Genomic DNA, 14,903 nt, shown 5'->3' on the forward strand with positions numbered 1-14,903 from the left:
ATGGCAACAGTAGCGTTTCATACTTTAGGTTGTAAAGTAAACCATTATGAAACTGAAGCAATATGGCAATTATTTAAAGATGCTAATTATGAAAGAGTAGATTTTGAAACTAATGCAGATGTATATGTCATTAATACTTGCACCGTGACTAATACAGGTGATAAAAAAAGTAGACAAGTCATTAGAAGAGCAATACGTCGTAATCCGGATGCAGTAGTATGTGTTACAGGTTGTTATGCACAAACATCTTCTGCTGAAATTATGGAGATTCCAGGTGTAGATGTCGTTGTTGGTACTCAAGACAGACATAAATTACTTAGTTATATTGATCAATTTAGAGAAGAACGTCAACCAATTAATGGTGTTGGAAATATTATGAAAAATCGTACATATGAAGAACTTGATGTGCCTTATTTTACGGATAGAACTCGTGCATCTCTAAAAATCCAAGAAGGTTGTAATAATTTTTGTACGTTCTGTATTATTCCATGGGCACGTGGTTTAATGCGCTCTAGAGATCCTGAAAAAGTAGTTGAACAAGCAACACAATTAGTTCAATCTGGATATAAAGAAATTGTATTAACTGGTATTCATACCGGTGGATACGGTCAAGATTTAAAAAATTATAATTTAGCTCAATTACTCAGAGATCTTGAGGAAATTGATGGTTTAGAAAGAATTCGAATTTCTTCAATTGAAGCCAGTCAACTTACTGATGAAGTCATTGACGTTCTAAAAAATTCTAATAAAGTAGTTAGACATTTACATGTACCATTACAATCAGGTTCAGATACAGTATTAAAACGTATGCGTCGCAAATATACTATGGAACATTTTTCTGAAAGACTAACAAAATTACATGATGCATTACCTGATTTAGCAGTTACAAGTGATGTTATAGTAGGTTTCCCAGGAGAAACTGAAGAAGAATTCCAAGAAACATATGATTTTATAGTTAAACATAAATTCTCAGAGTTACATGTTTTCCCGTATTCACAACGTATTGGTACACCTGCTGCACGTATGGGTAATCAAATTGATGAGTCAATTAAAAATGAACGTGTGCATAAACTTATTGCTTTAAGTGATCAACTTGCTAAAGAATACGCATCAAAATTTGAAAATGAAGTTTTAGAAGTGATTCCAGAAGAAGTAGGGGAAACAAAAAATACATTAGTAGGTTACGCAGATAATTATATGAAAGTTGAATTTGAGGGTAGTGAGGATTTAATCGGTGAGATTGTTAAAGTTAAAATTAATAAAGCTGATTATCCAATTAACATTGGTAGTGCAGTTAGAATCGTTAATCATGCTACTAATAAAACTGAAGAAGGCATATTATTATAAATTTTTGAAATTATAAAGATTTATAATTGACCATAATTATTTCATATATTATACTAAATAAAGCATAGTTAATTATTTCTATGCAATTATTGACTTTAAGTTTCGTTGATATTTGGAGGGAGGGAAATACAGATGTCTAAAACAGTAGTACGTAAAAATGAATCACTAGAAGATGCATTACGTAGATTTAAACGTTCAGTATCTAAAAGTGGTACAATCCAAGAAGTACGTAAACGTGAATTTTACGAAAAACCAAGTGTAAGACGTAAGAAAAAATCAGAAGCTGCACGTAAACGTAAATTCAAATAATTAATAGCTCTGTTGACTCCCTCAACATGAATGTTAATTATATATATCCTCTCAATTAGTTAAACTAATTGAGAGTTTTTTTATATAATTGTAATACTATAATATAGTATTTATTTCATGTATAATTTAATTGAGAGCGAGGTGAGATAATGATAAGTATAAGTTTGATACATATCGAGAATACTTTTGCTTCACTGAATCATTCATGGTTGAATCATATGTCAAATATCATTGTTAATCCTATTGTTTTATTAATTCTTACATGTATTATCTTTTTAGGTTTTTTATATCAACTTTATTCTAAAAGGATAAATATTTTAGGTATTTTAGCTTCTCTAGCGTTACTTATTCTATTTCTAGGATTTTTAATTAGTGGCGATGTCAATTTGATTTCGATTTTATTGTTTTTCATAGGTATCATCTTACTAATAATAGAACTATTCGTTGTTGGAGCAGTCATTGGAATTATAGGAATAGTGCTTATTATTGTTAGTATGATTATGTTAGGAGATAATATTTTAGTTATGCTCTTTAATGTTATTGTCGCTTTAATATTTTCTATTATAGAATGGGTGATTTTGGTGAAAGTATTTAATCGCAAAATACCATTTTTTGATAAAGTGGTATTGAATGATTCAACGAGTACAGAAGCTGGTTATAGATCTCATGATGATCGTTCTTACTTAGTGGGAAAAACTGCGTATACTACTACTGATTTAAGACCTGCTGGAATCATAACTTTAGATGACAAAAGAATTGATGCTGTTTCTGACGGTACATTTATCCTGAGAAATAAAAAAGTAAAAATTTTAGAGGTAGAAGGTAGTAGAGTAGTTGTAAGAGAAATAAAAATATAAAAGGAGTAAAATCAATGTTAAATATTGGAATTATAATTATTGCGATTATTATAATAGTTGCGTTATTGTTATTATTTTCATTTGTACCAGTCGGATTATGGATTTCCGCTATTGCTGCAGGTGTAAAAGTTAGTATTGCTACACTTGTAGGAATGCGACTTCGTAGAGTATCTCCTCGTAAAGTGATAGGTCCTCTTATTAAAGCTCATAAAGCAGGATTAAATTTAACAACAAATCAATTGGAATCTCATTATCTAGCTGGTGGTAATGTAGATAGAGTAGTGGATGCCAACATAGCAGCTCAACGTGCAGATATCAATTTACCTTTTGAAAGAGGTGCCGCAATAGACTTAGCGGGACGAGATGTCTTAGAAGCTGTTCAAATGTCTGTTAATCCCAAAGTAATCGAAACTCCCTTTATTACCGGTGTTGCGATGAACGGTATCGAAGTTAAAGCTAAAGCTAGAATTACAGTAAGAGCTAATATTTCTAGACTTGTAGGTGGTTCTGGAGAAGAAACAATTATTGCACGAGTTGGTGAAGGTATTGTTTCCACAATTGGTTCTAGTGAACATCATACACAAGTACTTGAAAATCCTGATAATATTTCTAAAACAGTATTAAGTAAAGGATTGGATTCAGGAACAGCATTTGAAATTTTATCGATTGATATTGCAGATGTAGACATCGGTAAAAATATCGGCGCTGATTTACAAACGGAACAAGCACTCGCAGATAAAAATATTGCTCAAGCTAAAGCTGAGGAACGACGTGCTATGGCTGTTGCCTCTGAACAAGAAATGAAAGCACGTGTTCAAGAAATGCGTGCTAAGGTAGTAGAAGCTGAATCAGAAGTACCACTAGCAATGGCTGAAGCTTTACGTAAAGGTAATATCGGAGTAAAAGATTACTATAATTTAAAAAATGTAGAAGCAGATACAGGTATGAGAAACGCTATTAATAAACGTACCGAACAAAATGACGATGAATCACCAAATTAAATAGAGGGGTGATTAAATGAATATTGGAATTCTTATATTCGTTATTTCTGTGATTGTTACTGGTATTAGTGCAATGAGAGATAAAAGTCATGAACAACGAAAAAATCAAATGCCTCCACACCAAAATACACAAAGTCCTACGCAAAACACACCAAGAAAAAAAGGTATTTTTGAACAGATAGAAGAAGCTTTTAATGAGATGGCATCAGAATTTGATGAAGAAGAACAAACTAAAAAAACATCATCACCAAAACCATCTTCTAAAAAAGAAACGGTTCACAGTGATAAAAATCTTAAAAAAAATGTTACGCCTGAACATCATCGTGGAGAATCAAAACGGTTTGAAACTAAACAATCTCACACCGGAAAAGTGCCTTCTAAAGATAGATATTCAACTTCACGAGAGAGATTTCAAAGTGAAAAAAATATTAAAAAACAGTTAGAAGACTCGCTATCAAAAGAATTATTTAATGTGAGATCTGAAATTGACAAGGAAAAAGAAAAACAACTTTCTTTAATTGAAAAGAAAGCTAAAGAAATTATTAATGATAAGTATTTATCTGAAAAAACGAAACGTTATAAACTGAATCAACTACTCAATAGTAAATCTATTGAGAAAAATATGACACATCAAACGTTTCAATTTGATAATGATCCAATAGTTGATGGAATTATTTGGCAAGAAATATTAAATAAACCTAAAAAATTATAAGAGGTTATAAATAAAAAAATAAGACAACATTCATTGTTTCATTCTGACCTTTATAAGAGACTTTCTACGTGAAAGTCTCTTTATTTATGTTCCTAATAAGTTAAGACGCCCCTAAAACTCATAGTGTTCTTGGTACTTTTTTGTTATGCTATATTATCTTAGGTTAATTATTCATTCAAAACATTTAAATTTGTATACTTTATCATTGTTTAGTAAAATTTATATGAAAGATTAATTATTAATGAATATGTTTTATGTGAAAAGGAGCGCTTTTATGCCAGGAATAATTCAAATAGATAACATCAATCATTCTCAAGCTTTAATTGGTAATAATGATGAACACTTAAAATCGATTGAAGAAGCATTTGATGTTATCATACATGCTCGTGGGCAAGAAATTGCAGTAAAAGGTCAAGTATTAGAGCATGTTGAAAAAGCAGAATTAGTTCTTAAAAATTTATTAAAGGTAATTGAGTTAGGACATTCAATTACATTAAAGGATGTTGAGGCTGCCATAAAGATGGCTAAAAATGATACTATTCAATATCTATTGGATTTATATGATGAAGAGATTACTAAAGATGCCTTTGGTAAAACAATTCGTGCAAAAACAATGGGGCAACGTCTTTATATTAATGCTATGAAACGTAATGATTTGGTATTTGGTATAGGTCCTGCTGGAACAGGTAAAACTTTCCTTGCAGTTGTTTATGCTGCAAAACAATTAAGAAAAGGAACTGTAAAAAGAATTGTTTTAACAAGACCAGCTGTAGAAGCTGGTGAATCATTAGGTTTCTTACCAGGAGACTTAAAAGAAAAAGTTGATCCATATTTAAGACCTCTTTATGATGGTTTAAATACTGTCCTAGGTAGAGAACAAACAGCACGATTTATTGAACGAGGTACAATTGAAATTGCTCCTTTAGCGTATATGAGGGGTAGAACTCTAGATGATGCATTTGTCATTTTAGATGAAGCTCAAAATACAACACATGCACAAATGAAAATGTTTTTAACTCGTCTAGGATTTGGTTCAAAAATGGTTGTAACTGGAGACCAAACTCAAATTGACTTACCAAAAGGTGTTAAAAGTGGATTAAAAGAAGCTATTAAGAACCTTCGTGGTGTTAAAGGAATAAATATTATGGAACTAGATCAAAGCGATGTAGTACGACACCCATTAGTAAGTAAAATTATCGAACGTTATGAAGGAGACAATTAAATGTTTACGATTGATTTCAATGATCATACAAACTTAGTTAAAGGTGAATGGTATCATCAAATTGAAGACTTAATTAACTTTGCTAAAGAAAAAGAAAACATTCATGAAGATGCTGAATTGTCAGTTACTTTTGTAGATAAAGATGAAATTCAAGAAATAAATAAAAATTATCGAGATAAAGATAAAGTGACTGATGTTATTTCTTTTGCACTTGAAGAAGATGAACCAGATATTATTGGTTTAGATATTCCTAGAGTATTAGGAGATATTATTATTTGTACTGATGTAGCTAAGGAACAAGCTGAATCTTATAATCATTCATTTGAAAGAGAACTTGGTTTTTTAGCTTTACATGGTTTTTTACACTTATTAGGTTATGATCATATGAATGAAGAAGATGAAAAAGAAATGTTTGGACGTCAAAAAGAAATTTTAAATGCATACGGATTGACTAGAGATTAAATTTTTAAAACGATTTAAATACACCTTTGATGGTTTAAAAACACTTCTTCAAAAAGATCACAATTATCTAATACACTTAATCTTCGCATTCATAGCTATCATTTTAGGAATTATCGTAAGACTTTCAACTGTAGAATGGTTGTTTGTTTTATTAAGCATCACTTTGGTACTTACGCTTGAAGCTGTGAATACGGCTATAGAATGCGTCGTAGATTTAGTTACTTCTGACTATCATGAATTAGCTAAACAAGCTAAAGATATTGCCGCCTTTAGTGTTATGGTTGTTTCAATCTTTGCACTAATTATAGGTTTAATTATTTTTATACCTCACATCTTTTTTTAAGGGGACAATAAAATGAGTTATCAATCACATTATTTTCAAGAAGTTAGAAAAGCTCAACAACGTGCTTATGTACCGTATAGTCATTTTAAAGTAGGTGCATATTTAAAAACAAAAGACGGTCGTCATTTTTATGGAGCAAATGTTGAAAATGCAGCTTATCCAGCAACGATTTGCGCAGAACGATCTAGTTTAGTAGCTGCAATTTCAGAAGGCTATCGACCAGGAGATTTTGAATCAATAACAGTTACCGTTGACGCTGAACATCCGTCATCACCTTGTGGAACATGTCGTCAAGTATTAAAAGAACTCTGTGATGACGACATGCCTGTGTATATGACAAATCATAAAGGTGAGATGATTAAATCAACTGTAGTAGAACTATTACCTCACGGCTTTTCAGGAAAGGATTTAGAATAAATGACAGAACACAAATCAGGATTTGTATCTATTATAGGGAGACCGAATGTGGGAAAATCCACATTTATGAATAGAGTCATTGGACATAAAATTGCAATTATGTCAGATAAAGCTCAAACAACAAGAAATAAAATTCAGGGAGTAATGACAAGAGAAGATGCTCAAATCATTTTCTTAGATACACCAGGCATTCATAAACCTAAGCATAAATTAGGAGATTATATGATGCGTGTAGCTAAAAATACGCTATCAGAAATCGATGCTATTATGTTTATGGTAAATGTAAATGAAGATATTGGTCGTGGTGATGAATATATAATGGAAATGCTGAAAAATGTTAAAACACCGGTATTTCTAGTGTTAAATAAAATTGATTTAGTTCATCCAGATGCACTTATGCCTAAGATTGAAAAATATAAAACCTATATGGATTTTACTGAAATCGTGCCAATTTCGGCACTTGAGGGATTGAATGTGGATCATTTTATCGATGTACTTAAAGATTATTTACCTGAAGGTCCAAAATATTACCCTGATGATCAAATATCGGATCATCCAGAACAATTTGTAGTAGGCGAGATTATTAGAGAAAAAATCTTACATTTAACAAGTGAAGAAATCCCACATGCAATAGGGGTAAATGTAGACAGAATGATTAAGGAAAGTGAAGAAAGAGTAAGAATTGAAGCAACTATTTTTGTTGAACGTGATTCTCAAAAAGGAATTGTTATAGGTAAGGGTGGGAAAAAACTTAAAGAAGTTGGTAAAAGAGCTCGACGCGATATTGAAATGCTTCTCGGATCAAAAGTTTACCTTGAATTATGGGTAAAAGTTCAGAAAGATTGGAGAAATAAAGTAAACTTTATTCGTCAAATGGGATATGTTGAAGATCAAGATTAACGTTTAAATTAATAGGAAAGCCGGTGAGATGCATTGTTAGAAAAACAAAAAGGAATTATCATAAAATCAGTAGATTATGGTGAATCCGATAAAATTATTACAATATTAAACGAGCATGGTGCTAAAATTCCTATTATGGTAAGACGTGCTAAGAAATCTAAAACCGGCTTGCAAGCTCATACACAACTCTTTGTGTATGGCTTATTTATTTATAATAAATGGAAAGGTATGGGGACGCTCAGTTCTATTGATGTCATAAACCAATATTATCAATTACGATTAGATATTTTTGATAGTAGTTATGCGACTTTATGTGTCGAAGCAATAGATCGATCATTAGAACCAGATGAAGTTTCTCTATATCATTATAAGTTATTAGAATTTGTACTCAATAAAATTTCAGAAGGTAATTCTGCTCAATTAATGTCGATTATCGTATTATTGAAATGTATGAATAAATTTGGTTTTGGCGCATTTTTCAATTATTGTGCAATTACTGGTGATACTGATCAATCTAAGCTTATTGCTTACAGTTTTAAATATGACGGGACAATCTCAGAAACTGTATTAAATAATGATCCTTATGCATTAAAGCTATCCAATAAAACATTTTATTTATTGGATATTTTACAAAAGTTGCCAATTGATAAAATGAATCATTTTAATATTAACCAAACTTTATTAGATGAAATGTCAGAATTAATGATAATGCTGTATAAAGAATATGCTGGCATGTACTTTAAAGGTCAAAAATTAATTAATCAACTTAAGCGATTAGAATAATATACAATGTTTAAATTAATTAAAGAACCCACTTATTACTCATAGCAAGTAATAAGTGGGTTCTTGTTATATTAAAACTTAACTTTTTCAGCTAAGAATGTTTCTAATTCTGAGATTGGCATACGAACTTGTTCCATAGAATCTCTATCACGTACTGTAACTTGATTATCTTCTAATGAATCGAAATCAAATGTAATACAGTAAGGAGTACCGATCTCATCTTGACGACGATAACGCTTACCAATTGATTGTGATTCATCAAAATCAACAGAAAACTTAGAACTTAATTGTTCAAAGATTTTAATTGCTTCTTCAGATAATTTTTTACTTAATGGTAAAATAGCAGCTTTATATGGTGCTAAAGCAGGGTGGAAATGCATTACTGTACGAGCATCTTTACTACCTTCAACGCCTTCTTCATCATAAGCATCACATAAGAAAGCTAATGTAACACGATCTGCCCCTAAAGAAGGTTCAATACAATATGGAATATATTTCTCATTTGTTTCTGGATCATGATATCTGAAATCCTCGCCAGAATGTTCACTGTGCTTTTTCAAGTCAAAATCAGTACGGCTTGCAATACCCCATAATTCGCCCCAACCAAATGGGAATTTATATTCAATATCTGTAGTCGCATTAGAATAGTGAGATAATTCTTCTTCATCATGGTCACGTAATCTCATATTTTCTTCATTGATGTTTAAATCTTTTAACCATTGACTTGCAAATGTTTTCCAGTAATTTTGCCATTCAATTTCTTCACCAGGTTTACAGAAGAATTCTAATTCCATTTGTTCAAATTCTCTTGTTCTAAAAATAAAGTTACCAGGCGTGATTTCATTACGGAATGATTTACCGATTTGACCAATACCGAATGGTAATTTTTTACGCATTGAACGTTGAACGTTTTTATAGTTTACGAAAATACCTTGAGCAGTTTCTGGACGTAAAAATAGTTCATTAGTAGAGCCCTCAGTAACACCTTGGAATGTTTTAAACATTAAGTTAAATTGACGAATATCTGTCCAATTAGCAGTACCACTTACTGGACATACAATACCTTCATCATCGATGATGCGTTTCATTTCTTCAAAACTTAAGCCATCAGCAATGAAATTTTCATCACCTTTTTCATTTTGCATATAGTCTTCGATTAATTTATCTGCACGATAGCGAATTTTACTATCTTTATTATCAATCATTGGGTCATTAAAATTACCTAAATGACCAGATGCTTCCCAAGTTTTTGGATTCATTAAAATTGCAGCATCAATCCCAACATTGTATGGTGATTGAGTAATGAATTTTTGCCACCATGCTTTTTTAATATTATTTTTTAATTCAACACCTAATGGACCATAATCCCATGTATTAGATAAACCACCGTAAATATCACTACCTGGGAATACAAATCCTCTATGTTTAGCTAGTGATACAATAGTATCCATATCTTTAACCATATTATCTCTCCTTTTAAAATAAAAACGTCCCAAGACAATAAATAAATATAAAACAATACTTATTATTATCTTGGGACGAGTTAATAATTCATCTATATAAATATATAGTGTTAACAAAATAACCCGCGGTTCCACCCAAATTAGTGTAGACACTCGCTTTTATGTAATGATATTGATAAGCCAATTTTTAAAATGTTAAGCTTCCACCAACCTTAACTCGCTTAATCATATTTTAATTCATAGAAAATTTAATAGCAAGGATTTATATGTATTTGTAGGTATATATATAAATAGGTATAATAAAACATGAAATTAAAAGGGGTGAAGACCTATAGAATTAAGTAAAAGACAAGAACAAATAATTGAAATAGTTAAGGATGGTGGCCCGATAACAGGTGAACATATAGCAGATAAGCTTAATTTAACTCGTGCTACTTTACGTCCTGATTTAGCTATTTTAACTATGTCTGGTTTTATTGAAGCTAGACCACGTGTGGGTTATTATTATTCAGGTAAATCCAAGAATAAATTAATCAGTGATCATTTACGTCAATATATAATAAAAGATCATATGTCTCTACCTGTTATCGTTAAAGAAGATACGACAATTTATGATGCTATATGTACTATATTTTTAGAAGATACAGGAACATTATTTATTACTAATCAAAAAGATGAATTGATTGGTGTGAGCTCGCGAAAAGATTTGTTACGTGCCTCTATGATTGGTCAAGATATTCATACTATGCCTATAAGTATCATCATGTCACGTATGCCTAATATTGTTTATTTAAAAGAAGAAGACCTCGTCATCTATGCTGCAAGTCAAATGATAGATAAGGAAATTGATTCAATTCCCGTCGTTAGAAAAAAAGAAAATAGTAAATATAAAGTTGTAGGTAGAATATCTAAAACAACAATAACAAAATTATTTGTTTCATTATTTAAAGAATAGGTGATAAACAATGGAAAATATAAAGATAATCATTGCATCTGATTCAATAGGAGATACAGCTGAGTTGGTTGCTAGTGCTTGCGTCGCTCAATTTAATCCTAAAGCTTGTAAACATGGTTTTTTGAGATATCCTTATATAGAAACCTTTAAGGATATAGATGAAGTTATACAGGTCGCTATAGATAAAAATGCAATTATTGTATATACGTTAGTAGAACCAGAAATTAAAGCATATATGAAGAAAAAAGTAGACGATTTCTCTTTAAAAGCTGTTGATATAATGGGTCCTCTAATGACACTACTTAATCAAACGCATGATGAGGAGCCGTATAATCAGCCAGGCAGAGTTCATAAATTAGACGATGCCTATTTCAAAAAAATAGATGCAATCGAATTTGCGGTAAAATACGATGATGGTAAAGATGCGAAAGGATTACCTAAGGCAGATATTGTTTTAATTGGCATTTCAAGAACTTCTAAGACGCCTCTATCTCAGTATTTAGCGCACAAAAGCTATAAAGTAATGAACATTCCTCTAGTTCCAGAGGTAACGCCACCAGACGAATTATTTAAAATTAATCCAACTAAATGTATAGCATTAAAGATTAGTGAAGATAAACTTAATTTAATAAGAAAACAACGACTTAAACAATTAGGATTAGGTGAACATGCTAGATATGCGACTGAAGATAGAATTAAAGAAGAAATTCAATATTTTGAAAAAATTGTCGAAAAAATAGGATGCCCTGTTATTGATGTATCTGATAAGGCTATTGAAGAAACAGCAAATGATGTTATACAAATTATTGAAAGTAAAGCATAAATATTTAAAAACCTTTTATAAAAGTGTATAATATTATGACTACTATTTAATAGGTGATATATATTGCGTATAGAACAGTCTGTAATTAACGAAATAAAGGAAAAAACAGATATTTTAGATTTAGTAAGTGAATATGTGAAATTAGAAAAAAGAGGACGCAATTACATTGGTTTGTGTCCTTTTCATGATGAAAAAACACCTTCTTTTACAGTTTCTGAAGATAAACAAATATGCCATTGCTTTGGTTGTAAAAAAGGTGGAAATGTTTTTCAATTTATTCAAGACATTAAGGACATTTCATTCGTAGAAGCAGTACAAGAACTTGGAGAACGCGTTAATATAAAAGTAGATATTGGTCATTCTAATCCCTCTACAACTCAAATAGCATCTGAAGACTTAAAAATGATTGAAATGCATGAATTAATTAATGAATATTATATGTATGCATTAATGAAATCAGTAGAAGGTGAAGAAGCTTTAAATTATCTCGTAAATCGTGGTTTCACTGAAGAATTAATAAAATCTCGTGGAATAGGGTATGCCCCTAATAACGCTCACTTTTGTCATGACTTTTTAAAACAAAAAGGATATGACATAGAACTAGCTTATGAAGCTGGTTTGTTATCACGTAACGAAGAAAATTTTAGTTACTACGATCGTTTTAGAGATCGCATCATGTTTCCTTTAAAAAATGCTCAAGGAAGAATTGTCGGTTTTTCTGGTAGAACTTATAACAATCAAGAACCTAAGTATTTAAATAGTCCTGAGACACCGATTTTTCAAAAAAGACGATTACTTTATAATCTTGATAACGCAAGAAAATCAATTAGAAAAAATGATGAAGTAATGTTGTTAGAAGGATTTATGGATGTAATTAAAGCTGATTACGCTGGATTAAAAACAGTGGTAGCAAGTATGGGTACAGCATTATCAGAAGATCACATGACAGTTTTAAAAAAATTAACCTCTAATATAACTTTAATGTTTGATGGAGACTTTGCTGGTCAAGAGGCCACTTTAAAAACTGGAGAACATTTACTGAAACATGGATTAAATGTATTTGTAGTACAATTACCAAAAAACATGGATCCCGATGAATATATAGTTAAATTCGGTAAAGAAAAATTTATAGAATTTTTAAATAATGAGAAGAAATCGTTTATTATTTACAAAGTTCAATTCTATCGAGAAGAAATTGAAAATAATGATCTAGCTTATGAGCGTCACTTTAAAGAGATTACTGAAGATATTTCATTTGTCAGATCTTCAATATTAAAAAATAAAATTGTGAATGACGTAGCTGACATTTTCAATATTGATGCCAATACTATTATGTCCAATGTACATCAACAACCTGAATTTATCTCATATGAAGAAGACTATATTGGAAATACCAATGATAACTCGAATTCAAATACTCAAAATTTAAACATTGTTTTTACACATTTAAACAAAAGTGAAAAAGCACAAAGAGCTTTATTAAAACATTTTATGATGGATAAAGATGTATTTCTAAATTATAACCGACAACTTGAAGCAAATGATTTTACGAATAAATATTTTCAAAGTATTTTTAAAGCGCTAACCGATTATTATTCTGAAAATGATTACTATTCGATAAGTGATTTAATATTATACATTGAAGATAAAGATATTAGAGAAGCAATTATACAGCTTGATGATTATGAATTAAATCGAGAACCTTATGATTTAGAAATTGAAGAATATATCTCAACCTTAAATGAAAACAAATATGAAGATTCTATTGAAGAACTTAATCATAAATTAAAAGAAGCACTTAGAATTGGTGACGTAGAATCTCAAAAATATTATTTACAAATGATAGTTGATAAAAATAAGCAACGCATGTAGATGAACATTTAAATTTAAAAAATATAAACAAATATTAAACTTTTAATATAGTATTTATATTTAATAACCATTACTGTATAATGGTTATTATGCTTTTTTAAAGGGTAGACAAATAGTAAGTTAAATATTTATGAAATAAGGATATCATTTTTATTACCTATAGAATGATAATATTTCATGTTTATTATAAAATATACTTTTCTTATTATAATAATTTATTATATAATTAAATATCTTAATTGAAAGCTTAAAATACGATTGGGAGGCCTTTTCATGTCTGATAACCAAGTTAAAATCAAAAAACAAACAATTGATCCGACTTTAACATTAGAAGATGTTAAAAAACAATTAATTGAAAAAGGTAAAAAGGAAGGTCATCTAAGTCATGAAGAAATTGCTGAAAAGCTGCAAAATTTTGACATGGATTCCGACCAAATGGATGATTTCTTTGACCAACTAAATGATAACGATATTAGTTTAGTAAATGAAAAAGATAGTTCAGATACAGATGAAAAATTAAATCCAAATGACTTAAGTGCGCCTCCAGGTGTTAAAATTAATGATCCTGTAAGAATGTACTTAAAAGAAATTGGACGTGTAAATCTTCTTAGTGCACAAGAAGAAATTGAATTAGCTAAACGTATTGAACAAGGTGATGAAGTAGCAAAATCTCGCCTTGCAGAAGCCAACTTGCGATTAGTTGTAAGTATTGCAAAACGGTATGTTGGTCGTGGTATGCTTTTCTTAGACTTAATTCAAGAGGGGAATATGGGTCTTATCAAAGCAGTAGAAAAGTTCGATTTTAGTAAAGGATTTAAATTTTCTACTTATGCTACGTGGTGGATTAGACAAGCCATTACACGTGCTATTGCTGACCAAGCTCGTACCATCCGTATTCCTGTGCATATGGTTGAAACTATTAATAAGCTTATTCGCGTACAAAGACAATTATTACAAGACTTAGGTCGTGATCCTGCTCCTGAAGAAATTGGTGAAGAAATGGATTTACCACCTGAAAAAGTTCGCGAAATACTTAAAATAGCTCAAGAGCCAGTATCCCTAGAAACGCCAATAGGTGAAGAAGATGACAGTCACTTAGGAGACTTTATTGAAGATCAAGAAGCACAAAGCCCTTCTGACCATGCTGCTTATGAGTTATTGAAAGAACAATTAGAAGACGTTTTAGATACACTTACTGATAGAGAAGAAAATGTTTTACGTTTAAGATTTGGCCTTGATGACGGACGAACTAGAACATTAGAAGAAGTGGGTAAAGTGTTCGGTGTTACAAGAGAACGTATTCGTCAAATCGAAGCTAAAGCGCTTAGAAAATTAAGACATCCAAGTCGTAGCAAGCGTCTTAAAGATTTTATGGACTAAGATTAATGGTGAATCTGAGTTAACGATAGATGTTATGTATAAAGAAACTTGAGGCTA

16 protein-coding genes are annotated in these 14,903 nt (G+C 30.6%); 15 read left to right on the plus strand and 1 reads right to left on the minus strand.

The features are described from left to right. The 11 genes from mtaB (at position 1) to recO (ending at position 8,353) form a co-directional block, all read left to right on the plus strand. Positions 1 to 1,347 carry a tRNA (N(6)-L-threonylcarbamoyladenosine(37)-C(2))-methylthiotransferase MtaB gene (gene mtaB, locus HMPREF2881_RS05305; protein ID WP_002488537.1) on the plus strand — a complete coding sequence of 449 codons (1,347 nt, stop codon included), beginning with the start codon at positions 1 to 3 and terminating at the stop codon, positions 1,345 to 1,347. Between the two features lie 132 nt (positions 1,348 to 1,479). Next, complete coding sequence (rpsU, locus tag HMPREF2881_RS05310; RefSeq protein WP_002449867.1) at positions 1,480 to 1,656, plus strand: 30S ribosomal protein S21; 177 nt, start codon at positions 1,480 to 1,482, stop codon at positions 1,654 to 1,656. Between the two features lie 149 nt (positions 1,657 to 1,805). After that, positions 1,806 to 2,513 carry an NfeD family protein gene (locus HMPREF2881_RS05315; RefSeq protein ID WP_002449826.1) on the plus strand — a complete coding sequence of 236 codons (708 nt, stop codon included), beginning with the start codon at positions 1,806 to 1,808 and terminating at the stop codon, positions 2,511 to 2,513. A 14-nt stretch (positions 2,514 to 2,527) separates the two neighbouring features. After that, positions 2,528 to 3,514, plus strand: coding sequence for a flotillin-like protein FloA (gene floA / locus HMPREF2881_RS05320; protein ID WP_002449729.1), 987 nt, complete (start codon positions 2,528 to 2,530; stop codon positions 3,512 to 3,514). A 16-nt stretch (positions 3,515 to 3,530) separates the two neighbouring features. Beyond that, positions 3,531 to 4,226, plus strand: coding sequence for a hypothetical protein (locus tag HMPREF2881_RS05325; RefSeq protein ID WP_002488533.1), 696 nt, complete (start codon positions 3,531 to 3,533; stop codon positions 4,224 to 4,226). 274 nt (positions 4,227 to 4,500) lie between these two features. Further along, complete coding sequence (locus HMPREF2881_RS05330; RefSeq protein ID WP_002449734.1) at positions 4,501 to 5,448, plus strand: PhoH family protein; 948 nt, start codon at positions 4,501 to 4,503, stop codon at positions 5,446 to 5,448. Continuing rightward, positions 5,449 to 5,910, plus strand: coding sequence for an rRNA maturation RNase YbeY (gene ybeY, locus HMPREF2881_RS05335; RefSeq protein ID WP_002449868.1), 462 nt, complete (start codon positions 5,449 to 5,451; stop codon positions 5,908 to 5,910). After that, positions 5,906 to 6,253, plus strand: a complete 348-nt coding sequence (locus tag HMPREF2881_RS05340) for a diacylglycerol kinase family protein (RefSeq protein WP_037554417.1) — start codon at positions 5,906 to 5,908, stop codon at positions 6,251 to 6,253. Before ybeY ends, HMPREF2881_RS05340 begins: the two co-directional genes overlap by 5 nt. 12 nt (positions 6,254 to 6,265) lie before the next feature. Next, positions 6,266 to 6,670, plus strand: coding sequence for a cytidine deaminase (gene cdd, locus HMPREF2881_RS05345; RefSeq protein WP_002449907.1), 405 nt, complete (start codon positions 6,266 to 6,268; stop codon positions 6,668 to 6,670). Further along, complete coding sequence (gene era / locus HMPREF2881_RS05350; RefSeq protein WP_002449851.1) at positions 6,671 to 7,570, plus strand: GTPase Era; 900 nt, start codon at positions 6,671 to 6,673, stop codon at positions 7,568 to 7,570. 33 nt (positions 7,571 to 7,603) lie between these two features. Next, on the plus strand, positions 7,604 to 8,353 hold the full coding sequence (gene recO, locus HMPREF2881_RS05355; protein ID WP_002449731.1) for a DNA repair protein RecO: 750 nt from the start codon (positions 7,604 to 7,606) through the stop codon (positions 8,351 to 8,353). Between the two features lie 71 nt (positions 8,354 to 8,424). On the opposite strand, the gene HMPREF2881_RS05360 is transcribed toward recO, so the two are convergent. After that, on the minus strand, positions 8,425 to 9,816 hold the full coding sequence (locus tag HMPREF2881_RS05360; protein ID WP_002449775.1) for a glycine--tRNA ligase: 1,392 nt from the start codon (positions 9,814 to 9,816) through the stop codon (positions 8,425 to 8,427). Between the two features lie 331 nt (positions 9,817 to 10,147). Between HMPREF2881_RS05360 and HMPREF2881_RS05365 the strand changes: the two genes are divergently transcribed. The 4 genes from HMPREF2881_RS05365 (at position 10,148) to rpoD (ending at position 14,846) form a co-directional block, all read left to right on the plus strand. Then, positions 10,148 to 10,771, plus strand: a complete 624-nt coding sequence (locus tag HMPREF2881_RS05365) for a transcriptional regulator CcpN (protein ID WP_071860142.1) — start codon at positions 10,148 to 10,150, stop codon at positions 10,769 to 10,771. A gap of 10 nt (positions 10,772 to 10,781) precedes the next feature. Then, positions 10,782 to 11,594: a pyruvate, water dikinase regulatory protein gene (locus tag HMPREF2881_RS05370; RefSeq protein ID WP_002449751.1), complete on the plus strand. Its 813-nt coding sequence runs from the start codon at positions 10,782 to 10,784 to the stop codon at positions 11,592 to 11,594. A gap of 63 nt (positions 11,595 to 11,657) precedes the next feature. Further along, entirely contained in the window at positions 11,658 to 13,466 is a 1,809-nt protein-coding gene (gene dnaG / locus HMPREF2881_RS05375; RefSeq protein ID WP_002488515.1) for a DNA primase, read from the plus strand. A gap of 273 nt (positions 13,467 to 13,739) precedes the next feature. Further along, complete coding sequence (gene rpoD / locus HMPREF2881_RS05380; RefSeq protein WP_002449793.1) at positions 13,740 to 14,846, plus strand: RNA polymerase sigma factor RpoD; 1,107 nt, start codon at positions 13,740 to 13,742, stop codon at positions 14,844 to 14,846. The last annotated feature ends 57 nt before the right edge of the window (positions 14,847 to 14,903 follow it).

It is taken from the genome of Staphylococcus sp. HMSC057A08 (assembly GCF_001812925.1).
GTDB lineage: Bacteria > Bacillota > Bacilli > Staphylococcales > Staphylococcaceae > Staphylococcus > Staphylococcus hominis.